The 25,943-nt window shown below is 63.2% G+C and carries 20 protein-coding genes; 14 read left to right on the top strand and 6 right to left on the bottom strand.

Translation table 11 applies throughout. From position 1 onward, the window contains the following. The 12 genes from GNZ13_RS01295 to GNZ13_RS01240 all read left to right on the top strand — a co-directional run. Positions 1-1,375: FimV/HubP family polar landmark protein (locus tag GNZ13_RS01295; RefSeq protein WP_328807158.1), on the top strand; the 1,375-nt coding region annotated here is incomplete at its 5' end. After that, positions 1,372-2,184 (top strand): tRNA pseudouridine(38-40) synthase TruA, encoded by an 813-nt coding sequence (truA, locus tag GNZ13_RS01290; RefSeq protein ID WP_172159778.1) that lies wholly within the window; start codon positions 1,372-1,374, stop codon positions 2,182-2,184. The genes GNZ13_RS01295 and truA, both read left to right, overlap by 4 nt. Beyond that, complete coding sequence (locus tag GNZ13_RS01285; protein WP_172159776.1) at positions 2,181-2,894, top strand: phosphoribosylanthranilate isomerase; 714 nt, start codon at positions 2,181-2,183, stop codon at positions 2,892-2,894. Before truA ends, GNZ13_RS01285 begins: the two co-directional genes overlap by 4 nt. A 60-nt stretch (positions 2,895-2,954) precedes the next feature. Then, the gene (gene trpB, locus GNZ13_RS01280; RefSeq protein ID WP_172159774.1) at positions 2,955-4,148 is read left to right on the top strand and encodes a tryptophan synthase subunit beta; all 1,194 of its coding nucleotides are present in this window, start codon (positions 2,955-2,957) and stop codon (positions 4,146-4,148) included. An 11-nt stretch (positions 4,149-4,159) separates the two neighbouring features. Continuing rightward, a complete protein-coding gene (locus GNZ13_RS01275; protein WP_172159772.1) occupies positions 4,160-5,074 on the top strand; it encodes a DNA-methyltransferase in 915 nt (304 codons plus the stop codon). Between the two features lie 33 nt (positions 5,075-5,107). Then, positions 5,108-5,920: a tryptophan synthase subunit alpha gene (trpA, locus tag GNZ13_RS01270; RefSeq protein WP_172159770.1), complete on the top strand. Its 813-nt coding sequence runs from the start codon at positions 5,108-5,110 to the stop codon at positions 5,918-5,920. A gap of 80 nt (positions 5,921-6,000) precedes the next feature. Beyond that, positions 6,001-6,873 carry an acetyl-CoA carboxylase, carboxyltransferase subunit beta gene (accD, locus tag GNZ13_RS01265; protein WP_172159768.1) on the top strand — a complete coding sequence of 291 codons (873 nt, stop codon included), beginning with the start codon at positions 6,001-6,003 and terminating at the stop codon, positions 6,871-6,873. Between the two features lie 148 nt (positions 6,874-7,021). Continuing rightward, a complete protein-coding gene (folC, locus tag GNZ13_RS01260; protein WP_172159766.1) occupies positions 7,022-8,332 on the top strand; it encodes a bifunctional tetrahydrofolate synthase/dihydrofolate synthase in 1,311 nt (436 codons plus the stop codon). A gap of 29 nt (positions 8,333-8,361) precedes the next feature. Next, positions 8,362-9,267 carry an SPOR domain-containing protein gene (locus GNZ13_RS01255; RefSeq protein WP_172159764.1) on the top strand — a complete coding sequence of 302 codons (906 nt, stop codon included), beginning with the start codon at positions 8,362-8,364 and terminating at the stop codon, positions 9,265-9,267. Between the two features lie 7 nt (positions 9,268-9,274). Further along, positions 9,275-9,769 (top strand): CvpA family protein, encoded by a 495-nt coding sequence (locus GNZ13_RS01250; protein ID WP_172159762.1) that lies wholly within the window; start codon positions 9,275-9,277, stop codon positions 9,767-9,769. Positions 9,770-9,905: 136 nt separating this feature from the next. Continuing rightward, complete coding sequence (purF, locus tag GNZ13_RS01245) at positions 9,906-11,459, top strand: amidophosphoribosyltransferase (protein WP_172159760.1); 1,554 nt, start codon at positions 9,906-9,908, stop codon at positions 11,457-11,459. A 293-nt stretch (positions 11,460-11,752) separates the two neighbouring features. Beyond that, entirely contained in the window at positions 11,753-12,943 is a 1,191-nt protein-coding gene (locus GNZ13_RS01240; RefSeq protein WP_172159758.1) for an O-succinylhomoserine sulfhydrylase, read from the top strand. Positions 12,944-13,022: 79 nt separating this feature from the next. Here GNZ13_RS01240 and GNZ13_RS01235 read toward each other — a convergent pair whose 3' ends face one another. Both GNZ13_RS01235 and GNZ13_RS01230 read right to left on the bottom strand, forming a co-directional pair. Next, the gene (locus GNZ13_RS01235; RefSeq protein ID WP_172159756.1) at positions 13,023-13,802 is read right to left on the bottom strand and encodes an AraC family transcriptional regulator; all 780 of its coding nucleotides are present in this window, start codon (positions 13,800-13,802) and stop codon (positions 13,023-13,025) included. Between the two features lie 44 nt (positions 13,803-13,846). Continuing rightward, positions 13,847-14,188: an FKBP-type peptidyl-prolyl cis-trans isomerase gene (locus tag GNZ13_RS01230; RefSeq protein ID WP_115778996.1), complete on the bottom strand. Its 342-nt coding sequence runs from the start codon at positions 14,186-14,188 to the stop codon at positions 13,847-13,849. A gap of 188 nt (positions 14,189-14,376) precedes the next feature. On the opposite strand from GNZ13_RS01230, the gene GNZ13_RS01225 reads away from it, so the two are divergent. Both GNZ13_RS01225 and GNZ13_RS01220 read left to right on the top strand, forming a co-directional pair. Further along, positions 14,377-15,183 (top strand): sensor histidine kinase, encoded by an 807-nt coding sequence (locus tag GNZ13_RS01225; protein ID WP_172159754.1) that lies wholly within the window; start codon positions 14,377-14,379, stop codon positions 15,181-15,183. Positions 15,184-15,277: 94 nt separating this feature from the next. Further along, positions 15,278-16,621, top strand: coding sequence for a hemolysin family protein (locus GNZ13_RS01220; protein WP_172159752.1), 1,344 nt, complete (start codon positions 15,278-15,280; stop codon positions 16,619-16,621). Between the two features lie 84 nt (positions 16,622-16,705). Here GNZ13_RS01220 and treY read toward each other — a convergent pair whose 3' ends face one another. The 4 genes from treY to glgX are packed head-to-tail and all read right to left on the bottom strand — an operon-like array spanning position 16,706 to position 25,934. Next, complete coding sequence (gene treY, locus GNZ13_RS01215; protein ID WP_172159750.1) at positions 16,706-19,567, bottom strand: malto-oligosyltrehalose synthase; 2,862 nt, start codon at positions 19,565-19,567, stop codon at positions 16,706-16,708. Then, the gene (gene malQ / locus GNZ13_RS01210) at positions 19,564-21,768 is read right to left on the bottom strand and encodes a 4-alpha-glucanotransferase (RefSeq protein WP_172159748.1); all 2,205 of its coding nucleotides are present in this window, start codon (positions 21,766-21,768) and stop codon (positions 19,564-19,566) included. Before malQ ends, treY begins: the two co-directional genes overlap by 4 nt. Beyond that, positions 21,765-23,684, bottom strand: coding sequence for a malto-oligosyltrehalose trehalohydrolase (gene treZ / locus GNZ13_RS01205; protein WP_172159746.1), 1,920 nt, complete (start codon positions 23,682-23,684; stop codon positions 21,765-21,767). The genes malQ and treZ overlap by 4 nt, the downstream gene beginning before the upstream one ends. A 30-nt stretch (positions 23,685-23,714) precedes the next feature. Continuing rightward, complete coding sequence (gene glgX / locus GNZ13_RS01200) at positions 23,715-25,934, bottom strand: glycogen debranching protein GlgX (protein WP_172159744.1); 2,220 nt, start codon at positions 25,932-25,934, stop codon at positions 23,715-23,717. Positions 25,935-25,943 lie beyond the last annotated feature (9 nt).

Genomic DNA, 25,943 nt, shown 5'->3' with positions numbered 1-25,943 from the left:
AGACGTGAGCGACGAAGCGGCAGCGCGGCACACGGCGGCACTGGCGGAACGCGAAGTTGCAGAGCGGGAAACCGCGGAACGCGAAACCGCGGAACGCGATGCGGCGGCGCGGGAAGTCGCGCAACGCGTGGCAGCGGAGCGCGAAGCGGAAATTCGCGCGGCGGCTGAGCGGGAAGCGGCGGAACGTGAGGTTGCGGAGAGAGAAATCGCAGAGCGCGCAGCGGCAGAGCGAGCTGCGCCAGAAACCGCAGCAACGCAGCAAGTTGCTGCCGAGCGTGTGCATGCAGAACGCTCAGCGGTAGACGAAGCAGCGCGGGAGCCTGCGGCTGCAGAACCTGCCGCCGAACACGCTGCGGAACAACGCGAAGTCGCCGAGCATCAGCTGCACACGGCCCTGCCCGTACTCGACCTCAACACGCCTCAGCACGCCTCGCACGAAGGCCACGCGCCGGCATCTTTCGAATCTGCGCAACCGAACGCGGACACCTTAACGGCTGCCCAAAGCGGGACCACGTCGGAGCCGCTTCCCGCCGCTCATCACGAAAACCTCGACGGAGCTACCACGGCGGCGAGCCTTGCAGCCGCTGGGGAACTCGGTGCCGACGCGTTGCCGCTGACGTCGCTTGAACCGGTCGATGAGACCTTCCAGCAGGAGGTGCCGCCGCACCGTCTGCAATGGGACGACGAACCGGCGCCGATCGCGGCCACCGAACCGCTGGCACAACAAGACACTACCCACGTTGAACCGACGCATCAGCCGTTTGATGAGTCGCAACCGCATCCGGAATCACATCAGCAAGCCGACACCGCTACGCCAGATGGCGCATCGGAATTCGAGCCGGCACCCATCGCGCAAACTCACCCCGCGCTGTCCGTTCCGACCGAGTTCCCGCGCGACGCCGTCGATGCATTCAGCAGTCTGGACATGCCATTGCCGCCGCGAGTCGAATCGACCGACACAGCGGTGAGCCCCCTCGCATCACTGTCGACACAACCGGTTGCATCCCCGGAAACCATCGCGCAGCAAGCCGTAGCGCCGCACGATCCGGATGACGCTCCGCACATCGCCGATGAAATCTCCGCCGGCACCGCGGGCCATGCAGCCGTCGCGGGCCTGGGCGCGGTCGGCTTCGGTGCGCTGAAGCTCGATTTCGACCTCGAGTTGCCGCCGAGTCCGGCTCAGCCGCTGCCCGCCTTCACGCAGGCCGATCTCACCCGCATCGCCCGCAACAAGCTCGATCTGGCCGCCGAATATATCGACCTCGGCGATCTGTCCGGCGCGCGCGTGCTCATCAACGAAGTGATCGAAGCGAACGATCCGGCCACGCGCACCGAGGCCCGCGCGCTGCTCTCGACGCTCGCACCGTTGTCGTGAAGCGTATTGCGCTAGGCGTCCAGTACGACGGTTCGGCATTCTGCGGCTGGCAGTCGCAGCCGCACGGCAAGACCGTGCAGGACGAGCTCGAACGGGCGTTGCGCGAGTTCGCGCAAACGCCCGTGCAAACCGTTGTGGCTGGCCGTACGGATACCGGCGTGCACGGCCTCGGCCAGGTCGTGCACTTCGACACCGAACTCGATCGCACGGACTTTTCGTGGGTTCGCGGCACCAACGCCTTTCTGCCGAAGACGATCGCCGTGCAATGGGCCAAGCCGATGCCCGACGCGTTCCACGCGCGTTTTTCGGCGTTCGAGCGGACTTATTACTACGTCCTGTACGTCCATCCGTTCCGCTCGCCGATGCAGGCAACGCGGGCCGGCTGGGTGCACACGCCGCTCGACGTCGACGCGATGCGGGCTGCCGCCGCTCACCTGATCGGCGAGCACGATTTTTCGGCGTTCCGTTCGTCGCAATGCCAGGCGAAGACGCCGGTCAAGCATCTGTATCAGATCGACATGCGGCAACAGGGCGACTTCATTCATTTCCGCTTTCGGGCGAACGCGTTCCTGCACCATATGGTGCGCAACCTGATGGGTTGTCTCGTCGATATCGGCCGGGGACGCCATCCGGCCGAATGGATGGCCGAGGTTCTCGCCAGCCGCGATCGCGACTGTGCCGCGCCGACTTTCATGCCTGACGGCCTGTACCTGGCCCAGGTGGGCTATCCTGAGCAATTCGCCGTGCCCGCGCCGCAGACAGGCAGCGTGCCGTGGAATACCGTATGGACCGAGCAAGTGCAAACATGAAAGCAACCGAAAACCTGGCAGCCGAAGCTCACGCAGACGCATCGCAGCACGCCGCGCCGCATCGCACGCGTATCAAGCTGTGCGGCCTGTCGAAGCCAGAAGACGTGACGCAGGCGATCGACCTCGGCGCCGACGCGATCGGCCTCGTGTTCTATCCCCCGAGCCCGCGTTCGGTGAGCGTCGCGCGGGCCGTCGAGCTAGTGCATGACGTGCCGCCGTTCGTGTCGGTGGTCGGCTTGTTCGTCAACGCAACGCAGGACTGGATTCGCGAAGTCGTCTGCAATGTCGGCCTCACGCTGCTGCAGTTCCACGGCGACGAAACTGCGGAGCAGTGCGAATCCCTCGCCGGCGTTGCGGGTTTGCCTTGGTTGCGCGCCTTGCGAGTCGCAGCGGATACTCAGCCGGCAGATTTGGTAAAATCAGCGCTTAACTATTCAGCAGCCAGCGCCCTCCTGTTCGACACCCATGTCGAAGGCTATGGCGGCGGCGGGAAGGTTTTCGATTGGTCACTTATTCCAGCAGAGCTCGCGCGTCGGGCCGTTTTGAGTGGTGGGTTGAACGCGCAAAACGTCAGTGATGCGATCCATCGCGTGCGCCCGTACGCGGTCGATGTCTCGAGCGGCATCGAAGTGCCGGGCGCCAGGGGCGTGAAAGATCACGCCCGGATGGCAGCGTTCGTACGCGCAGTGCGTGCAGCGGACGCTGAATGATTCAGGCGGTGCGGTTTTCTCATATGAAAACCGTGCGCCACACTGAGAAGAGTGATCACCATGTATAACTTGCCTGACGAAAGAGGCCATTTCGGCCAATATGGCGGCGTGTTCGTCGCCGAAACGCTGGTTCACGCACTCGACGAGCTGCGTGCCGCGTACGAGAAATATCAGAAAGACCCGGAATTCGTCGCTGAATACGAGCGCGAACTGAAGCATTTCGTGGGTCGTCCGTCCCCGATTTATCACGCACAGCGCTGGAGCGAAATGCTCGGCGGCGCGCAGGTTTTCTTCAAGCGTGAAGACCTGAATCACACCGGCGCTCACAAGATCAATAACGTGATCGGCCAGGCGCTGCTCGCGAAGCGCATGGGCAAGCCGCGGGTGATCGCGGAAACCGGCGCGGGTCAGCACGGCGTGGCGACCGCGACCATCGCGGCGCGCTTCGGCATGGAATGCGTGGTCTACATGGGCGAGGAAGACGTGCGCCGCCAGGCTGCGAACGTGTATCGGATGAAGCTGCTTGGCGCGACCGTCGTGCCCGTGGTGTCCGGCTCGCGCACGCTGAAGGACGCGCTCAATGAAGCGATGCGCGACTGGGTGACCAACGTCGAAAACACGTTCTACATCATCGGCACGGTGGCGGGACCGCATCCGTACCCGATGATGGTGCGCGACTTCCAGCGCGTGATCGGCGACGAGTGCAAGGTGCAGATGCCCGAGCTGGTCGGTCGCCAGCCGGATGTCGTGATCGCGTGCGTTGGCGGTGGTTCGAATGCAATGGGTATCTTTTACCCGTACATTGAAGACGCTTCGGTGCAACTGATCGGCGTCGAAGCAGCGGGCGACGGGATCGAATCTGGCCGTCACGCGGCTTCGCTGATCGGCGGCAGCCCGGGCGTGCTGCACGGCAACCGCACGTATCTCCTGCAAGACGAAAACGGTCAGATCATCGAGACACATTCGATCTCGGCGGGTCTGGACTACCCGGGCGTCGGCCCTGAGCATGCGTGGCTAAAAGACACCAATCGTGCGCAATATGTCGGCATCACCGACGAAGAAGCGCTCAAGGCGTTCCACGATTGCTGTCGCATCGAAGGCATTATTCCGGCGCTGGAATCCAGCCACGCGCTGGCCTATGCCGCGAAGCTCGCGCCGACGCTGCCCAAGGACAAGATCCTTCTGGTCAATCTGTCGGGCCGCGGCGACAAGGACATGCACACGGTCGCTGAGCGATCGGGTATCCAGTTCTGAGCGCCGCGACGATGCGCGACGAGTTCGACGAGCCGCAACCGGCGCTTGAAACCGCCCCGGTCGCCGAGGTAGTGGCGGCCGAGGCGCCTGCACCCTTGTTACCGCAGGTGCCCGCCGGTATCCGGCTGTTGAACCGCGATTTTCTGACCGATGTGGCGAACATCCCCGACGGGTCGATCGACCTGATCCTTTGCGATCCGCCTTATGGGCTCGGCAAGGATTATGGCAACGACTCCGACATGCGCTCCGGCGATGATTTCCTCACCTGGACGCGTGGCTGGCTCGAACTAGCTATTCCGAAGCTCAAGCCGTCGGGTTCGCTGTATATCTTCTGCACGTGGCAGTACGCGCCGGAAATCTTCAGCTTCCTGAAGACAAAACTTACGATGATCAACGAGATCATCTGGGACCGGCGTGTGCCGAGCATGGGCGGAACCGTGCGCCGTTTCACTTCGGTGCACGACAACATCGGCTTTTTCGCGGTGTCGAAAGATTATTTCTTCGATCTCGATCCCGTCCGCATCCCGTACGATGCAGTCACGAAGAAGGCGCGTTCGCGTAAATTGTTCGAAGGCAGTAAGTGGCTGGAGCTTGGCTATAATCCGAAGGACGTCTGGTCGGTATCTCGGCTGCATCGGCAACACGCCGAACGCGTCGATCATCCGACCCAGAAGCCTCTGGAAATTGTCGAGCGGATGGTGCTGGCAAGTTGTCCGAAGGGCGGGCGCGTGCTCGACCCGTTCATGGGCAGCGGCACCACCGCAGTCGCTTGCGCCCGGCAGCAGCGCGAATTCGTCGGCTATGAGATCAATGAAAGTTACTGCGCAATAGCGCGCGAACGCGTTAGCGCTGCCGCGTCGGTGCCTGTCGCTCGCAAAACCCGCAAGGCTGCGGCCAAAGCTGAACAGCAAACCGAGGCGCAATAAGCGCGCAGTAGCTCAAAAATCCGAGAATATTCCATGTCCCGTATCAAGAACACGTTTGCCGCGTTGTCCGCCCAGGGTAAGAAAGGCCTGATTCCGTTCATGACGGCCGGCGACCCGGATCCGGCGCGCACGGTCGAATTCATGCACGCGCTCGCCGCCGGCGGCGCCGATGTGATCGAACTCGGCGTGCCGTTTTCCGACCCGATGGCCGACGGCCCGGTGATCCAGCAGTCGTCCGAACGCGCGTTGGCGCATGGCGTGTCGCTGCGCCATGTACTGGCCGACGTGAAGCGTTTCCGCGAAACCGACGACAAGACGCCGGTAGTGCTGATGGGCTACGCCAATCCGATCGAGCGCATGGGCACCGAAGCATTTGCCAAGGCGGCGAAAGACGCTGGGGTGGACGGCGTGCTGGTTGTCGACTACCCACCGGAAGAGTGCGTTAACTTCGCTGAACAGATGCGATCTGCTGGCATCGATCCGATATTTTTGCTGGCGCCTACCTCGACGGATGAGCGCATCGCGGAAGTCGGCAAAATCGCTAGCGGCTACGTCTATTATGTGTCGTTGAAAGGCGTGACCGGCGCGGCAAATCTGGACGTTTCCAGCATCGCGAGTAAAATCCCGGCCATCAAGTCGCGCGTACCCCTGCCGGTGGGCGTCGGTTTTGGCATCCGTGACGCGCAAACGGCGCGTTCGGTGGCGGAAGTTTCCGATGCCGTCGTGATCGGCAGCCGTATCGTGCAATTGCTCGAACAAGCGGCTCCCGAAACCGCTGCCGAGACGCTTATGCGCTTCATCGCTGAAGTGCGCGAGGCGCTCGATAGCGTCGCGACTGCCCGATAACAGTTATTTTTGTCGTCTGTAGTGTGAACGGCGGGTTCGTCCCGCCGTTTGCGCAACCGCTGACCCCAGAAGGATTCAATATGAGCTGGCTCGATAAGCTGCTGCCGCCGAAAATCAAACAAACCGACCCGAAGAACCGCAAGGGGATTCCGGAAGGCCTGTGGATCAAGTGCCCGTCGTGCGAAGCCGTGCTGTACCGCAATGACGTCGAGGCCAATCTGCATGTTTGCCCGAAGTGCGACCATCACATGCGCATCGGCGCGCGTGAGCGGCTCGACGGCCTGCTCGATCCGGAAGGCCGCTACGAAATCGGTCAGGAAATCGTACCGGTCGACGCGCTCAAGTTCAAAGACAGCCGCAAGTACCCGGAACGCCTTAAAGAGGCGATGGACGACACCGACGAAACCGACGCAATGGTCGTGATGGGCGGTGCAATCCACACGCTGCCGGTGGTGGTCGCGTGCTTCGAGTTCTCGTTTATGGGCGGCTCGATGGGTTCGGTGGTCGGCGAACGTTTCGTGCGCGGCGCGCAGAACGCGCTCGAACAGAAAGTGCCGTTTATCTGCTTCACCGCTTCGGGCGGCGCGCGGATGCAGGAAAGCTTGCTCTCGCTGATGCAGATGGCGAAGACCACGGCCATGCTGACCAAACTCGCTGAAGCGAAGCTGCCGTTCATTTCCGTGCTGACCGATCCGACCATGGGCGGCGTGTCGGCGAGTTTCGCGTTCCTGGGCGACGTGGTGATCGCCGAGCCGAAGGCACTGATCGGTTTTGCCGGCCCGCGCGTGATCGAACAAACCGTGCGTGAAAAGCTGCCGGAAGGCTTCCAGCGCGCCGAGTTCCTGCTGACGAAGGGCGCGGTCGACATGATCGTCGACCGTCGTAAGCTGCGTGAAGAGATCGCGCAATTGATGGCGCTCTTGAGCCATCAGCCGGCTGACGCAGTCGCGTAAGCCTTCGCATCGATGCCGCGGCGCGCCTGAAAGCGCGTGGCCGTTGTCAGAAAGCAGTCAAAAAAATAGCGCGCCGCGAGAGTCATCAAGCGGCGCGCTGTCATTTCCGGGATAATCACGGTCTCGCAACGCAGCACAGATTCACTCGATGACCACATTCCCCACCCTCGACGCGTGGCTCACGCACCTTGAATCCGCGCATCCGGTCGGCATCGACATGGGTTTGGACCGTATCTCGCAGGTACGTGACGCGATGCAGTTGTCGTTCGCGTGCCCGATCATCACGGTCGGCGGCACGAACGGCAAGGGTTCGACCTGTGCGATCCTCGAATCGATTTTGCTGCGCGCGGGCTTCACGGTCGGCTGCCACACGTCGCCGCATCTGCTGTCGTTCAACGAACGGGCGCGCGTGAACGGCGAAATGGCGAGCGACGCAGACCTGCTGCCGCATTTCGAAGCCGTCGAAGCCGCGCGCCTGAGCCTCGCCGAACCGGTCACGCTGACCTACTTCGAATTCACGACGCTGGCGATCATGAGCCTGTTTGCATCGCGCGGACTGGACGCAGTGATCTTCGAAGTCGGCCTGGGCGGCCGCCTCGACGCGGTCAACATCCTCGACGCGGACTGCGCGATCATCACCAGCATCGATATCGATCACACCGAGTATCTCGGCGACACGCGCGAGAAAATCGCTTTCGAAAAAGCCGGCATTTTCCGCCCGGGTAAGCCGGCGATCTGCGCCGATCCGGTGCCGCCGCAAACATTGATCGATCACGCCGAAAAGATCGGCGCCCAATTGTGGCTATTCGGCCGCGATTTCCGCTACGAAGGGCAGGCAGGCAGCGAGCGCCAGCAATGGAGCTACGTGGGCCCGACGATGCGCCGTCCCGCGCCCGCCTATCCGGCGTTGCGCGGCGCGAATCAGTTGATCAACACGTCGGCGGCACTTGCCGGTCTTGAAGCGCTGCGCGACCGGTTGCCCGTGTCGGCGCAGGACATCCGGCTCGGCCTCGCCAACGTCGAATTGCCGGGGCGCTTCCAGGTGTTGCCCGGCAAGCCGGCCATCGTGCTCGACGTCGGCCACAATCCGCACGCCGCGGCGGTGTTGGCGCAAAACCTCGGCAACATGGGCTTTTTCCCGTACACCTACGCCGTGTTCGGCGCAATGCGCGACAAGGACATTGCGAGCGTGCTGGCGCACCTGAAAGGCGAAATCGACCACTGGTGCGTGACCGATCTGCCGACCCCGCGTGCGGCTTCGGCGCAAGAACTCGAAGCGGCTTTGCGCGAGCAGGGCGTGAGCGACGGCAATGACAGCAGCGTGACGCGCTACGCAACACCGGCAGAGGCTTTCCAAGACGCGCTAAAACGAGCGTCAGAGAATGATAGAATCGTGGTTTTCGGCAGTTTCTATACGGTAGCAGGCGTGATGGCCTACCGTAAATCGCAGCAACACTGAACGGGCGCCAGGCTCGAACCAAGCGATTCATGGGAATTTTCTCGTTCGGCAAGAAAGACGGCGCGCCTACCCGGCGTGGCGCAAATACCAGTTCCACTCGGGCCGCTCGTGGCGAGCGTGTGGAGCGGCGAACCCGCCGCACGGAGCGCACCGTGGATGCCGATGCGATGCTGCTCGACCCTACGTTGCCTGAAAAGCAGCGTGCGCGGCGCAGACTCGTCGGCGCGGTCGCGCTGGTCGTCGCAGCGGTAGTGATCCTGCCCATGGTGCTGGATTCACATCCGAAGCCCGTCACGGACGACATCTCCATCGACATTCCAAGCCGTCCCGCGCCGAAGGTCGCCAAGACCGACGAAGACACGCAGGCCGGCGTCGCACCGGATAACCCAGCGCCTGACGCGGCACTTGCCGCTTCCGGCCTTGCGCCGACAACGGCAGCCACGCAAGGCCAGTCCGGCGCCGCTAAACAGCCGAGCGCAGCGCCCGCAGCCAAGCCGGCTGTGAAACCGCAAGCGCCCGCCGTCGCCGCCAATATGGCACCCGCGGCACCTGCAGCGCCCGCCAAACCGGCCAAACCGACCAACGCGCCCGCCACGCAAAGCGCGGCGAACACGCCAGCACCGAGCGAAGACAGCGCGACTACCGCCGCCGCAGGCGCGGACGCCAATTCCGGCACGCCGGCATCGCCGCCGGGCAGCCGTTTCGCCGTCCAGCTAGGCGCATTTGCGAACGACGCCAACGCGCGTAGTTGGGCCGCCAAGTTGAAAGCGGGCGGAGTGCCCGCATATACCGAACATCGGAAGCAGGCCGACGGCTCGATGCTCACGCTATTGCGAGCCGGTCCGTTCGCCGACCGTGCAGCGGCGACCGCCGCGATTGCGAAGGTTCGTGAGGCCGGCTTGACGTCGGGCACGAACAGCGGCGCTGCACAGTAAGCGAGCGATGTTCACTGCCTTCGACTACGCTGTAATTGCGGTGATCGGTTTGTCGGCCTTGCGCGGCACATGGCGCGGCTTTTTGTCTGAGATATTCGGGCTGATCGGCTGGATCGCGGCGTTTTTCATTGCTTGCCGCTTTGTCGGTTATGTCGTGCCGTTTATCCCTGCCACGTGGCCGGGCGGCGCGCTGACCCAGTGGCTTCTGGCGTTCGCGCTGGTGGCGATCGGCGTGGTGCTGGTGGCAAGCGTGCTGAACGCGTTGCTGAGCCGCATTGTGCAGGCAACCGGCTTGAGCGGTGTGGACCGTTCGCTCGGTTTGATGTTCGGCCTCGTGCGCGGGGTCGTTCTGGTGCTGGTTCTGGTCGCCCTCGCAGGCTTGACCGAACTGCCCCAACAGGAATTCTGGCGCAACGCCTTGCTTCGACCCTATGCGGTCGAGGGCGTGCACGTAATGAAACCGCTGCTTCCCGAGACGCTCGCTGCCTACGTCCGCGTGTGACGATCAGGCGGGCGACCACGGGAAGTTCGCAGGACTCCGGCGCAATCCGGTTGCCTCTATGCACCGTCGCGTACCCTCGCGCAGCATCTTTGGCACCGGCCGTCGTTACGAATTTCGTACCTTTGAAGGACATGCCATGTGCGGCATCGTAGGCGTAGTTTCCCATTCTCCGGTCAATCAGCTGATATATGACAGCCTGCTGCTTCTGCAGCACCGCGGTCAGGACGCCGCCGGCATCGCGACAGCGAACGGCAGCAACTTCCACATGCACAAGGCCAACGGCATGGTGCGCGACGTGTTCCGCACGCGCAACATGCGCAGCCTGCCCGGCAATACCGGCATCGGCCAGGTCCGTTATCCGACCGCCGGTTCCGCGTCGAGCGAAGAAGAAGCCCAGCCGTTCTACGTGAACGCGCCGTTCGGCATCATCCTCGCGCACAACGGCAATCTGACCAACTGGCAGCAGCTGAAAGACGAGATGTTCCGCATCGATCGCCGCCACATCAATACCAATTCCGACACCGAAGTGATGCTCAACGTGCTCGCGCACGAATTGCAGCTGTCCAGTTCGAGCCTGCAACTCGATCCGGCTGCGCTGTTCAACGCCGTGTCGGGTGTGCATCGCCGGGTGCGGGGTTCGTACGCGATCGTTTCGTTGATCGCCGGCTACGGTCTGCTTGCTTTCCGCGACCCGTTCGGCATCCGTCCGCTGTGCCTCGGCAAGCAGGAAACGGCGGAAGGCGTCGAGTGGATCCTGGCATCGGAATCGGTCGCGATCGAAGGTATCGGTTTCGAGTTCGTGCGCGATGTGGCGCCGGGCGAAGCGATTTTCATCGACCTCGAAGGCAATTTGCACTCGCAGCAATGTGCGACGAATCCGAGCCTGAACCCGTGCATTTTCGAACTCGTGTACCTCGCGCGTCCGGACTCGGTGCTCGACGGCGTGCCGGTCTACAACGTGCGTCTGCGCATGGGCGATTACCTCGCCGAGAAGATCAAGCGTGAATTGCCCGACGTCCCAATCGACGTCGTGATGCCGATTCCCGATTCGTCCCGTCCGGCTGCGATGCAGGTCGCGAAGAAGCTGGGCGTCGAGTATCGCGAGGGCTTCTTCAAGAACCGTTACGTGGGCCGCACCTTCATCATGCCGGGCCAGGCGATGCGCAAGAAGTCGGTGCGCCAGAAGCTGAACGCGATGGGTATCGAGTTCAAAGGCAAGAACGTGCTGATCGTCGACGATTCGATCGTGCGCGGCACCACCTCGCATGAAATCGTGCAGATGGCGCGTGACGCGGGCGCGAACAAGGTGATCTTCGCCTCGGCGGCGCCGCCGGTGAAGTACCCGAACGTCTACGGTATCGATATGCCGACGCGCGGTGAGCTCGTCGCCCATGGCCGCACAGACGAAGAAGTCGCGCGCATGATCGGCGCGGACCATCTCGTTTATCAGGATGTCGACGCCTTGAAGCAGGCGGTGCGCGATATCAACCCTGCGCTGAAGGAATTCGAAGCCTCGTGCTTTGACGGTAATTACGTCACGGGCGATGTCACCACCGAATACCTCGACCGCATTGAAACCGCGCGGCTCGCACCGTCCTCGCAATCGGACCGCGACGCCGCGAGCGACGCGATCGACGGCGCAGGCGCGCCGGCGCGTTCGCAACTGCATCTGCAATTGTCGGTCGGTTGAGTGATAGCGCTCACGGCGTGGCCCGCTGCACGCCACGCCGTGAGCGTGTTAGCATGATGGCTTGCGTCGATTTGATCTCAGCTTGCGGACGCGGGGCAACCCAAAACAGCTAAAGCGAAGGGTGGAAAAGCCGCAGTCATCCGCCTCCGCTCCAGCTTTCCCCCGCACATGAAGCCCGCTTATGCCGACGCAAAAGCGGGCTTTTTTGTTGCTGCCGTTTGGCGTGATGCGCTCCTCTCACTTGAGCCGTTGATGCTGAACCCAGCCATGGAACATTGGAAACCAGAACTAACATGGACGACTCCCTGAACTTCGATACGCTGGCAGTCCGCTCGGGCACAGTGCGCAGCGACTTCAACGAACATTCGGAAGCGATTTTCCTGACCTCGAGTTTCGTCTTCGCGAGTGCCGCGGACGCCGCCGAAAAATTCAAGAATTCCGAAGACAACTACACCTATTCGCGCTTCACGAACCCGACCGTCACGATGTTCCAGGACCGTCTGGCCGCGCTCGAAGGCGGCGAAGCGTGCATGGCCACGGCTTCAGGGATGGCCGCGATCATGTCGGTGGTGATGTCCACGCTGCAGGCCGGCGACCATCTGGTCAGCTCGCAGGCGCTGTTCGGTTCGACGCTCGGCATGTTCTCGCAGATCTTCAGCAAGTTCGGCATTACGACGACCTTCGTCGATCCGACCGATCTGGACGCGTGGAAAAACGCCGTGCGCCCGGAGACGAAGATGTTCTTCCTCGAAACGCCGTCGAACCCGCTGACCGAAGTCGCCGATATCGAAGCGATCAGCAAGATCGCGGAGGCGGCCAATGCGATCTTCGTGGTCGACAACTGTTTCTGTAGCCCGGCGTTGCAACAGCCGCTGAAGCTCGGCGCGGATGTCGTGATGCATTCGGCCACCAAGTTCCTCGACGGCCAAGGGCGTGTGCTCGGCGGCGCGCTGGTCGGCTCGAAGAAGTTCATCATGGAAAAGGTGTTCCCGTTCGTGCGCAGTGCCGGGCCGACGCTGTCCGCGTTCAATGCATGGGTGCTGCTCAAGGGCATGGAAACGCTTTCACTGCGCGTCGAAAAGCAGTCGGAGAACGCGCTCGAAATCGCTCGCTGGCTGGAAACGCATCCGGCCGTGAACCGCGTGTTCTACCCGGGTCTTGAATCGCATCCGCAGCACGCGCTGGCGATGCGTCAGCAGAAGGCGGGCGGCGCGATCCTGTCGTTCGAACTGAAGGGAGATACGCCTGAGCAGATGCGCGCGAATGCCTGGCGCGTGATCGACAACACGAAGATCTGCTCGATCACCGGCAACCTCGGCGATACGCGTACCACCATCACGCATCCGGCTACGACTACGCATGCTCGAGTAACGCCTGAGGCGCGTGCGGCGGCGGGGATCAGCGAAGGCTTGATCCGTCTCGCAGTGGGTCTGGAAAACGCCGGCGATATCCGCGGCGATCTGGAGCGCGGTCTGGCGGGTTGATCACACCAGGCACTAACAGCAGGAAACGCGAGCCGCCTGTTCAGGTGGCTCGCGAGTTGCACAAACGGGTTGTACAAACTCAATGGCGCAGCGCCCGCCATTGACCGGGCGCCAGCCCGAAACGCCGCGTGAAAGCGTGGGTGTAGGCGCTCTGATCGCCAAAGCCGATTTCCAACGCGATATCGCTGAGCGATAAGCGTGGATCGGACAGCAAACCAAGAGACGTATCGAGCCGCAGACGCTGCAAATAGCGATGTGGCGTTTCGCCGAAGGCGTCGATAAAAAGCTGATGAAAGCGCCGCATGCCGAAGCCGCAGTGCGCGGCAAGGTCGGCGATACGCAGCGGCTCCGACAGATGCGCGCGCAGCCAGCGGTCGATGCGCGCGAAGTCGAGGCGGGCGCCAGATGCCTGCGCCTCGGCAACCGTGCCGGTATCGGCCACCAACGCAGCACCCAATCGTGCGGCTGCATCCCATTGAAAACGCCGGGTGTCCAGATCGTCGGCCTGCGCGCCGCCTGTGGCGTGCGCCGCAATCCGATGCACGAGTTGCGTGAGCGAGGCATCTACCGTCACTGCCCGCGCGCGGTCGAACAGACGCTCCGGCACGGCCAGCGAGGCGGCCGGCAGATCCAGCACCAATTGCCGGTTCTCGCCGACGCCCGCGTAATCGTGCCGCGCCCCGGCCGGGATGAGCCAGGCGGAGCGGGCGTCGATCTGATGCGCGACGCCGTCTACCGCCATCACCATCGCGCCGTCGAGTCCGAGCACGACTTGGTGAAAGTCGTGCACGTCCGATGCCTCGACCGCGCCATAACGGCGCAGCGAAACGCTAGGTGCGGTGACGGCGGAGTGGTCCATTGGCGAAGCCCGATTACAAAATGCAAAACAGCGCAGCGAAAAACTTAGACGCCGAGCAGTTCGACTTCGAACACGAGCGTTGCATTCGGCGGAATCACGCCGCCTGCGCCACGCACGCCGTAGCCGAGTTGCGGCGGAATCGTCAGCTTGCGCGTGCCGCCGACCTTCATGCCTTGCACGCCTTCGTCCCAGCCCTTGATGACCATGCCGCCGCCCAGCACAAACGCGAACGGGTCGTTGCGGTCCTTGCTCGAGTCGAACTTCTGGCCGTCGGTCAGCCAGCCCGTGTAGTGCACGCTGACGGTCTTGCCGGCCACCGCTTCGGCGCCGCTGCCTTCAACGATATCTTCGTATTTCAGGCCGGATTCGGTAGTCACAGTCGACATGTTTCGCTCCTTAGGTCAAAACGTAAAAACCGACATTGTAGGCGTCTTGGCGTCGCATCGCCGAGGATTGCCGCGTGGCATGCGGTTTGCGCCCACGTTGGCCGTCCGGCCAGGCTGGCTGCGCTGGGCGGCATGCCTATAATGGGACTTCTTTTAACATTTTATGCACCGCCTGAGAGGGCTCGATCGTGACAACGTCTTCCGCCGGGACCGCCGGCGCGCAGCCGGTTCTTTCCGGCTTTGCCGTCTCCGAACGCACTGCATATCTGCGCGCGGAGACCGCGCTGTTCATGCGCGACCACGTGCTGTCGCTGGTGTCGCATGATCTGCGTGGTCCGCTGAACGCCATCCATAGCTGGGCGTACGTACTCGAGCGCAAGCTCGATGCGAACGACCCCAACTCGCAGCGCGCCGTCACCGGGATTCGTAACGGCGTGGACCAGCAGGTGAAGTTGCTGGAGACGATCGTCGACGCCACGCGCGCCGAGACCAAATCGCTGCCGTTAGCTTTTGCCCCGTTTCCGCTGCATCCGCTACTCGATGAAACCGTTGAAGAAGTCGGCTCCGGATTGGCCCGCGCGCGCGGCGTCGAGGTCGCGGTTGAGTCGCAACTCGCGACCGAGCAGCTCAATGGCGACCGTGAACGCCTCGCCGCCGCGCTGTGGGTGATGCTCACGTTTGCCGTCGAAGCGAGCACGGCGGGCGCCGTAGTCACGCTGGCCGCGTACGCGGATGCCACCAGGTGGCACGCCACCGTCACCTTCAATCAGAACGCCGCTGCACTGGACGATCCTTCGCTGCCTCATTTGCTGGAAGCTTTTGCCCGCAAACAGGCGCGCGAACCGCGCGAAGCCAAACGGGTCGCGTGGGTGTTCGCGCTGTGCAAGCGCGTCGCGGAAGCGCACGGCGGCAGTTTCGAGCAAAACAACGCACCTGAAAGCGAAACGGTTACGCTCGCGCTGCATGTGCCGCTGAGTGCGACGACAGCAACGTGAGCGGCGGCTGTTGGCGCACGTTCCTGTTCGCGATTGACTTTCGGCTTGCTTTCACCCTCTATACTGACAACTTTTGTTGCCGGAGCTCTTCGCTTTGATCCAGGTTGTCGCCCTTATCGGTGCGTTGTTTCTCGTTGCCCTCAACGGTTTTTTTGTCGCCGCCGAATTCGGTCTGGTGAAGCTGCGGCAGACGCGCGTGCAGAGCCTCGCGGCCAGGCATGGCATGCGCGGGCGTTTGCTGGCGAAGGTGCACGGACGGCTCGACGCGTATCTGTCCGCCTGTCAGCTCGGCATAACGCTGGCGTCGCTCGGGCTCGGCTGGATCGGTGAGCCGGCGTTCGCGGAACTGCTCACGCCGGTTTTCAGCCTGCTTGGCGTGGAATCGGAGAAGCTGATTCACGGCATCTCGCTGTTCTTCGCGTTCTCGTGTATTTCGTTCCTGCATATCGTGGTGGGCGAGTTGGCACCGAAGTCGCTGGCGATTCGCGAAGCGGAGAAGGTCTCGTTGTGGGCCGCCACGCCGCTGTACGGTTTCTACTGGGCGATGTATCCGGCGATCTGGGTGCTCAACACGAGCGCCAACGCGGTGCTGAAGCTCGCGGGCCTCGACGCGGACCACGGCCACGATTCGCATTACTCGACAGACGAACTCAAGCTGATCCTCCGCGGCCGCCACGCCAGTGTCGCGACTGAGCTCGGCTCGCCGGATGGCGCATACAGCCAGGACGAGTGGAACACGATTGCGCATTCGCTGGATTTTTCGCGCATGACCGTCTCGGATCTGATGCGACCGTCCTATGAAATGGTCGGCCTGCGGCGCGATTTGCCGTTGCGCGAAAACATGCAGGTGGTGGCGCGGCACCGCTTCAGCCGCTATCCGTTGTTCGAGGACGCGTCGGGCGAGCGCGTGGCCGGCATGATCCATTTGAAGGATTTGCTGTTGGCGCGGCACGCGGGCAGCACGCTCGACGATCTCTCCAAATATGCGCGGCCCGTGCAGTATGTGAAGCCGGACATGCCGGCACTCGAACTGTTTCGCCGCTTCCGCAAGGGCGCGCCGCACTTGGCGCTGGTTGGCCATAAGAACTCGAAGCCGATCGGCTTTCTGACGCTGGACAATCTGCTCGGCGCACTGGTTGGGCAGATCCACGACGAATTCCGCCAGGGCGACGCCGACTGGACGCGCATGGACGATGGCACATTGATGGGCAAGGGCAGCTTGCCGGTGGTGTCGTTGGAACGCGCGCTCGGGATCGACATCGACGAAGGCAAGGCTGAATCGGTCGGCGGCATTGTGATCCAGGCGCTCAACGATCTGCCTACCGAAGGGCAGCGCGTTGAGTTCGATCGCTTCGACGTGGTGGTCAAGAAGATGAAGGGGCCGCGCATTGTGCTCGTGCGCGTTTATCCGAAAATCTTCGACGATGAAGGCGGTTGAATGGCTTATTTGCTGAGTCCGTCTAAGGTCCACTGAAACATCGCTCTGTATGCGATCTTCAAAAGATCTTCTAAAAATCGCGGATCAACTGCGTGGCACGCCGTCCTCCACCAACACCGCGATAGGCATCGCGCCCAACGCATCGCGCAGATACAGCAAGCCGTTGTCATCGACCTTAGGCGCCGCCGGACTCAACCAGTCGAACAGCGCCCGCGCGGCCAGATCCGCAGGCATTTCGATTGCCGTATCGCCCCATTTATCCGGATCGATCATCGGCAAATCGCCGTCTTGGCCAAGCAAGCCGGCAGCAAGCCGGCTCGCCACCACCACAGCCCACGCATTCCCATGCCGCCGTGCAAACGCGATCACATTCGACGCATGCGCACCGCGCACCTCGAGCGGCAGATATGCGCTCTGACTCAGCAACTCCGGCAAATGCGCACGCAACGCCAGCACGCGTTGCACCACCGCGAGCTTCACCCGACCATCGCGCCAGCTCGCCAGAAACTCCGAAGGCGGTGTGTGTGTCAGCCACGCCTCACGTTTGGCGAAATCGACGGGCCGGCGATTGTCCGGATCGACCAGACTGAAGTCCCACAACTCAGTGCCCTGATAAAGATCGGGAATCCCAGGCGACGCCAGCCGCAACACCGTCTGCTGCAAACTATTGAGAGCACCCGCGCGCCCAACCCGCGCCACGAACGTGGACAACTCGCGCAAGAACCCATCGCGCCGCTGCGGCGCCAGGATATCGAACAGGAAATCGCGGCAGCCGGCCTCATAGGCTTCGTCGGGTGCGAGCCAGTTGGTCTGCAGCTTCGCTTCCCGCAGCGCCTTCAATTGCCATTGCGCGACGCGCTCGGCCAGTGCCTTGACGCCGGCTTCATCGTCCGGCTTTAAGTCCGGTGGCCAGCAGCCCACCAGCGTCTGATACAGCATCGCTTCGGCGGCGGGGCCTGGCGCCCAATCGTAGCTTGTGTCGTGGCTGACGCTGCTGATCGGCTTACCGTCGACGGCGCGGCGATGCGGCGCATTCAACGTCGACCACGCGCGTAACCTGGTACTCCACTCGTCAGCGATTTCGCTCAACACCGCAAGCCGCGCGCGCACGTCTTCGCCACGCTTGTGATCGTGCGTGGCCGTGGCGAGCATCGCGTGAGGAAAGCGCTGCGAGCGCTCCAGATTCGCCGCATGGAATTGCCCGACCGACAAAGCAAACTCGCCCGGGTCCGAGCCGACTTCGTTGCGTGACAGCAAACGCCCATAGCGATAGCACGCCGTATCTTCGATCGCTTTCGCGGCGACCGGCGCGGTCAATTGCGAAAACAGCGTCTGCGCGGTGCGTCGTGCCGAACCTGCATGACTCGGCGGTGCGCCATTCGGCCCCTGCTGCTGCGATTGCGCATTGCCGCGTGCGTTCGGCACCTCTTCGGCGCTGCCGCCAAGCCACGCGTTCACGCGGTCGAGCACCACATAGGCCGCGCGCGAAAGCGTTTGTCTCGCGCCCGCCAGCGCCTGCTCGAAATACACGTTATCGGCCGCGCTGCGCAGCCCGTTCTGTGGATAGATCCGATACACAGGAAAGTGCACGACCAGTTCGGTCAGCACGCGCCGCAGCGCGGTGAAGGTGAAATCGCGCGTCGTCAGCGAATCGCGGGCAATGCGATGCAACGCACGCGCTGCACGGTCTAGTTCCGCCGAGAGGTTCTCCGCGACAATCTTGCGTCGCGCGGCCAAGGCCTCGTCGGTGAAACGCGGGCTGCGGCCGGTGAGTTCGGCCCACGTCTGCGCGAGCGGCTCGGCGCCGGCCGGGTCGTGCAGCAGTGCGCCCACGTCGTTCATGAAATCGTAGCCGGTCGTGCCGTCCACGGGCCAATCGTCGCGCAGTGGTTCGCCGCGGCCGAGAATTTTCTCGACGACCACATACGGCGCGGTGTCGCGCAATTCGGTGAGGCGCTGCCGCAGACGCTGACAGTACTCACGCGGTTCAGCCAGACCGTCCACGTGGTCGATCCGCAAACCGTCCACCACGCCCTCCTGATACAGACGGAAAACCAGCGCATGCACGGCCTCGAACACTTCGGGCCGCTCCACGCGCACGCCCGCCAGCGCCGATATGTCGAAGAAACGCCGCCAGTTCACTTCGTCCGAAGCGGTGCGCCACCACGCGAGACGGAAGTGCTGCCGTTCGATCAATCGATGCAACCGGTCACGCGTCACCGGATCTTCGGGCGCATACGCTTCCAGCACGAACTCGATAGCCGAGGCGCCGTTTTGCGCGACGAACTCGCGCAGCATGTCGCGTCCTTCGGCGGCGCGCGGCTGATCGGCCGGCTGCGTCGTCAGGCCCTGGAAACGTTCGGCCAGTGCGCTGAGATCGGCGCGGTCGGCGCTTTGCAGAATCGCCGCGTAGTCGGTTGGGCACACCGGAAACATATGTGGCCCATAGCCGATATAAAAGCGCCCACTGTCGGCCGCAAAATGCAGCGCAATCCGGCCTGCCGCGAGTTCTTCGCCGTACGGCGCGCCGAGTGTCGGCGCCAGCACTTTGCCGCGCAAGGCCGGATCGGGCGAATGCCAGTCGACATCGAAATGGCGCGCGTACGCGCTGTGCCGGCCCCATTCGAGGATATCGAGCCACCATGCGTTGCTCGAGCCGCCGACGCCCATATGGTTCGGCACCACGTCGACGATCAGCCCCATGTTGTGCGCGTGCAGTTTATCGACGAGGCGTTTCAGGCCCGCCTCGCCGCCGCATTCGGCGTTGACCTGGGTGTAGTCGACCGTATCGTAGCCGTGCGTCGAGCCCGGCTCAGCGGTGGTGATGGGCGACGCGTACACGTGACTGATGCCGAGCGCGGCGAAGTAGTCGACATGCTTCGCGGCATCGTCGAAGGTAAAGCCTCGATGGAACTGGAGGCGAAGCGTGGAGCGCGGGACGGTCATGGCGTATCAGGCTCCGAAGAAGCATTGGAAGAAGAAGCAGGAACCGTTGCGCCGCGGCGCGCGCGGTCGACGGCCAGCAGGCGATCGCTGAAGGTGTCGTCCTCGAACAACTCGTCGACGGGCAAGCTCACGCGGCGGCGCCAGTTCGGATGCTCGTCGATCGAGCCGGGCAGATTCGGCTGCTCGACGAGCGCGAGCAAATCTTCAAGCGGGAAAATGACGAGCGGCCCGGGCGTAGCGGCGACGAAGGCGAGCGCTTCATCCACGGGCGCCTCGTCGGGCGGCGGCGCTTCCACGTCTGGCACGGCGACGCCGGCTTGCTGGAACGCGCGCCATAACAGAGCGCGATCGGCGGCGCGTTCTTCCTGCGCCACTTGCTCCGCGTCGCGGCCATCGGCGCGTGCCATCGTCTGACCAATCCTGTTGCGCCACGTAATGTCGCTGCCGCGCCACCAGCCCGCCACGGTCGGCAAATCATGGGTGGTCGTGGTGCCGACAGCGTTGCGGTCCCACGCGTGCGGCGGCTTGAAGCCCTTGCCGCCCTCCGCGCCTTCGAACCACAGCACGCGAATGCCGGCGAGACCATGCTCGTTGAGCCGCTCGCGAAAACCGGGCGGCACGGTGCCGAGGTCTTCGCCGATCACGATCGCACGATGCCGCCACGATTCGAGCGCGATCAGCCGCAGCAAGTCTTCGAGCGGATAGCGCAGATAGGCGCCGTTACGCGCGCTCTCGCCTTCGGGCACGAGCCATAGGCGCCGCAAGCCGAGAATGTGGTCGATGCGGATGCCGCCCGCATGCGCGAACGCTGCGCGCAGCATGTCGATAAATGCGGAGAAGCCCAGCGCGCGCATCGCGCGCGGCGAGAAGGTGGTGAGTCCCCACGCCTGGCCGGCCTGGTTGAACAGATCGGGCGGTGCGCCTACTGAAATGCCTTGCAGCATGTCGTCGCGGTACGACCATGCATGGCTACCGGCACTATCGCACCCAACGGCCAAGTCGGCGATCAGGCCGACGGCCATGCCGGCATCGGTCGCTGCATGCTGCGCGTGCGACAGACCCTTGGCGGCGAGCCATTGCAGAAACAGATGAAAATCGACCTCATGCCGATGCGCTTCGGCAAAGGCTTCAACTTCCGGGCTGCGCGGATCGCGCAACGCCTCAGGCCAGTTGCGCCAGTGGCCATTGCCGCCCGCTTGAGCCAACTGCACCGCCCGCAGCGCTTCGAAACGCGCGTGATCTTCGAGCGCGCGGCCGGCACGTTCGCAGAAGCCATGAAATTCGAGCGCGCGCGGCGTGTCGTGCGCGCGTTCCTGGGCGCAGAAGTTCTCGTACAGCACGCGTAAAACCTTCAGCTTCAGCACGACCGCGTTCGGCCAGTCGATCAGCGGCAAGTCTTCGAGTGCCGACCATGCATCGGTGGCTTGCGCGGCCTCGAGCGCGGCGCGCGCGGCGTCCGCGCCGAACACCGCAGCAGGATCGATATGCGTGACGTTCAGCCACAAACGCGACGACGGCGAATACGGACTGAAACGATTCGGCTCGGCGCTGAACATCGCGTGCGTCGGACTGACGGCGAGCGCATGCGCGCCACGCTTCGCACTTTCAATAGCCATCTGCGCGAGGGCCGTATAGTCGCCGATGCCGCCATCGCCCGAGCGGCGCAAGCCGTACAACTGCGCGGCAATGCCCCACAGCGGCGGCGTTTGCGCCGTGGCGCCGTCGTGCAGCGTGCGCCATGCATCCGCGACGGTATAGCAGCGTGACGGCGCCACGGCCAATGTCATGTGTTGCTCGTTGATCACCAGCGTGTGATAGCCGGGCTCGTCGATCGGTGAGAGCAACGCTTCCTCGCCCTTAGGCGCCGTGAAGCGGCCGTCGATGATCGAGCCGCTTTCGAGTTCGATCCGATAGTGACTGCCGGATTTGATCGCCGCGGCAGGCAGCGCGATGCCGCGCTCGACCTCCGCGGTCATCAGTGGCGGCAGTTTGCGGCCGGACAGTTCGGCTTCGAGCGCGGCCGCGCTGTGCCGGATTTGCGTGGCGTTACCGCATGGCAAACCCATCCGTTCGAGCAGCACGGCGAGCGTGCTCTCCGGCACATGCTGCGTCGTATGGTGCGCATCCCGCCACTCGACCTCGAAGCCGGCGCGCGTGGCAAGGGTAACGATCGTATCGTTTGAACGGCGGGTAGCACTCACGCGTGGCGCTCCTGTTGGCTCACGATGCGAGCATCGTGGCCGATGGCATAGTCGCAGACGTCGCCGGTCATCCACGCGACAAACGCATACGACGGCAACATCTTGGCGTCGACCTGCTCGCGCACGCGCGGCGGCGTTTCGAAAATCACTTTGCCGGCGGGCAGATCGGGGAACGCCACGTTCTCCTTCGAGAGATTCAACGCGATCGACAAGGTTTCGCCGTCGCAGAGTTTCCAGCGGGCGATCAGCGCATTGGCGTCGTCGCCGTTTGCGGCGCTCAGTACGGTCGAGCCGAGCGCTTTGGAATGTTTCAGGCGCGGTGTAATCAGCTTCGCCCGCACCGCGAGCGCGGATTTGTAGAAGTGCATCCAGTCGAGGCGGTCTTTCGCGTTGTCATCCGCAGCGGAGCCTTGAACAGGCTCTGGCGGTGAGGAGGCCGCAAAGGTTTTCACGTCGTTCGGATCGGGAATCTGCGCGCGACGCTGTTCGTCGCTGAACGCCGAAAAGCGTGCGAATTCGCGGCGCCGTCCTTCGCGCACGGCGTCGGCGAGCTCGCCGGTGTAGTCGGTGAAGAAAAGGAACGGCTGGGTCGAGCCGTATTCCTCGTCCATGAACAGCATGGGGATTTGCGGCGACAGCAGCAACAAACCGGTGGCGGCACGCAAGGCATCGTCCGACGTCAGCTTGCGCAGGCGCTCGCCGAATGCGCGATTGCCGATCTGATCGTGATTCTGCAAGAACATCACGAACGAGGCGGGCGGCAGATGCTTGCTCGATTCGCCACGCGGCTCGCCGTCGTGAATCGGCGACGGGTCGCCCTGATACGCGAAGCCTTCCGACAACACGCGCGCGAGGCGGCGGATCGGCTGATCTTCATAGGCGTGGTAATAGCCTTCGGTTTCGCCCGTCAGCAGAACATGCAGCGTGTTATGCGCGTCGTCGTTCCATTGCGCGTCGAAATGCGTTTCCAGCAGGCTCGCACTGTTGTGCTCGTTTTCCAGCACCAGATGCACATGCCGCCCGTGCTGCACTTTCGCGCGGATATGGTCGGACAATTCGCGCAGCCACGCATGATTGTCGATGGCATGCACCGCATCGAAACGCAGGCCGTCGATGCGATATTCGTTAATCCAGTAGATGGCGTTGTCGATGAAGAAGTCACTCACTTCACTGCGGTCGAAATCGATCGCGGGGCCCCACGGCGTGTGCGTGCCTTCACGGAAAAACGAGCGGGCGTATTCGTGCAGATAATTGCCGTCCGGTCCGAAGTGGTTGTAGACCACGTCGAGAAATACCATCAGGCCGAGGCCGTGCGCGGCGTCGATCAGCGCTTTCAGTTCTTCGGGGCGACCGTACGCGGAATCGGGCGCATACGGCAGCACGCCGTCGTAGCCCCAATTGTGCTTGCCGGGAAAGTCGTTCAACGGCATCAATTCGATGGCCGTCACGCCGAGTGCGACCAGCGCGGGCAGACGTTTCTGTACGCCCGCATAACCGCCCATCGCGCCGACGTGCAACTCGTACAACACCGTTTCTTCCCACGGGCGGCCGTGCCAGTTCGTATGTTCCCAGCGATACGCGCGCGGGTCGATCACTTCGCTCGGGCCGTGCACGTCTTGCGGCTGGAAGCGCGACGCAGGATCGGGCACCGCCTGCTCGCCATCGAGCCGGAAGCGATACAGCGTGCCCGCGCCGCCGTCGACGGTTGTTTCGAACCAGCCGTTGCCGGTGGACGTCATGTCGTGCGCGCCTTGGGCCGGTCCGTTTTCGATTTCCACCTGTACTGTCTTGCACGAAGGCGCCCAGAAACGGAACCGGGTGCGCGGCTTCGCGCCCGTAGCGCCCAGCAACTGCGCGCTGAACGGCAGGCAATGCGCGTGATGATGCGCGTGGGGATCAATCGGACTTTCGGACATGATTCATCACCATTCGGTTTTGCTTCTCGCCTACGTGGTCGGCGACGTATCGCCGCTCGGCGGATGCGCACCCGGATCGGGCGGCAGCGCGGTCAACAGCCGCGGCCCGTGCTGCGCGCCGGCCTTCCAGCCCGCCTGCCAATCCGCTTCGCCGACGGGTTGCGCCGCCAGTATCACGAGACTATGCGCGGCCACTTCGACCTCTGGCACCGCCAACCGGTGCGACGCGCTTTCCGGCTCAGCAGTGTCTAGCAGAACATGCCATTCCAGGTGTGGCGCGGGCGGCGCGAAACGCAGCATTTCCTCCGCGGCGTTGAGCATCATCAACAATACTTCCGTTTCGCCATTCAAGCCTGGGCCCGCACGACGCAGCGTGAACGCGCGGCCTTCAGGATCCTGCCAGGCTTCGATGGTAAGCGGATCGCCGTGTTCATCGAACCAGCCGACATCGAACAGGCCCGGCAGCACTTCGCGGTCGCCGAACAGAAAACGCGTTTCGCGAAGCAGCGGATGCTGTTTGCGCAGCGCGATCACGCGCGCGACGAAGGCGGTCATCTGTCGGGCGTCGAGCGACTCCGCGCGCTCCCAGTCGAGCCATGATAGTTCGTTATCCTGGCAGTACGCATTGTTGTTGCCATTCTGCGTGCGCAGCGATTCGTCGCCAGCCAGCATCATGGGCGTGCCGAGCGCCATCAGCAGCGTGGCGATCAGCGAGCGGGCCACGCGCTTGCGGGTTTCGAGGATGACCGGATCGTCGGTCGGGCCTTCTACGCCCCAATTGCGACTGCAGTTTTCATTGTGACCGTCATTGTTGTCTTCTTGATTGGCCTCGTTATGCTTGTGCTCGTACGCGGCGACATCGGCAAGCGTAAAGCCGTCATGCGACGTGACAAAGTTGACCGATGCCCACGGTTTCCTGAAACGCCGGTTGAACAGATCGGCGGAACCGGTCAGACGCGCGGCGAGATCGGGGCGCAGGCCCGCGTCACCACGCCAGAAGCGGCGTACCGTGTCGCGGAAACGGTCGTTCCATTCGGCGAACCCTGGCGGATGATTGCCGAGTTGGTAACCGCCTGGGCCGATGTCCCATGGCTCGGAAATCAGCTTGCGTTGCGACAGGATCGGGTCCTGGCGCAATGCGTCGAAGAAACCGGAGCCGGGATCGAAACCGTGTTGCTCGCGGCCGAGCGTTACGCCGAGATCGAAACGGAAGCCGTCGATATTGAACTTCGTCGACCAGTAACGCAGCGAATCCGTCACCATCTGCAGTACACGCGGATGCGGCAGGTTCACAGTATTGCCGCAGCCGGTGTCGTTGATATGGTGGCGTTCGTCGCCGGGAATCAGGCGGTAGTAGCTCGCATTGTCGAGGCCGCGCCACGAGACGGTTGGCCCCATCTCGTTGCCCTCGCAGGTGTGGTTGTAGACCACGTCGAGAATCACTTCGATGCCGGCTGCGTGCAACTGACGCACGGCGATACGCATTTCGTCGAGCCGGTGCGTGCTCAGATACGACGGATCCGGTGCAAAAAATGCCGCGGTGTTGTAACCCCAGTAATTGCGCAAGCCGCGCTCCACCAGAAAGCGGTCGTTCAGAAACGCATGCACGGGCAGCAATTCGACGGCGGTCACGCCGAGCTTCAGCAAATGCTCGATGAATTCCGGTGAGGTCAGCGCAGCGAACGTGCCGCGTTCGTGCTGGCGCAAATCGGGGCGCAACATCGACACGCCGCGCACATGCGCCTCGTAGATGATGGTTTCGCCCCACGGCACATTCGGGCGCTTGTCGTGCGACCAGTCGAAGGCTTCGTCGATCACGACGCACTTCGGCATGGCCGGCGCCGAATCGCGGCGGTCGATCGAAAGATCGGCACGATTCGAATGCACGCGATAGCCGAACAGCGCGTCGGACCAGCGAAACTGCCCGACCAGTTTGCGTGCATACGGATCGAGCAACAGCTTGTGCGGATTGAAGCGATGCCCATGCTGCGGCTGATACGGCCCATGCGCACGAAAGCCGTACGCCGTGCCGGGGTGCGCGTTGGGCAAATAGCCGTGCCAGACTTCGTCCGTGCATTCGGGCAGCGTGAAGCGCCTGAGTTCCTTGCGACCGGTGGGATCGAACAAGCAAAGCTCGATTTTCTGCGCATTCGCCGAGAACACCGCAAAATTGACGCCGAGGCCATCCCAGCTGGCGCCGAGCGGATAGGGCGAACCGGGCAGAAGCCGGTCGGGCATTGCATGCGACATGATTCCCCT

The organism is Paraburkholderia elongata, assembly GCF_013177735.1.
GTDB lineage: Bacteria > Pseudomonadota > Gammaproteobacteria > Burkholderiales > Burkholderiaceae > Paraburkholderia > Paraburkholderia elongata.
This window is presented reverse-complemented; position numbering and strand designations above follow the sequence as displayed.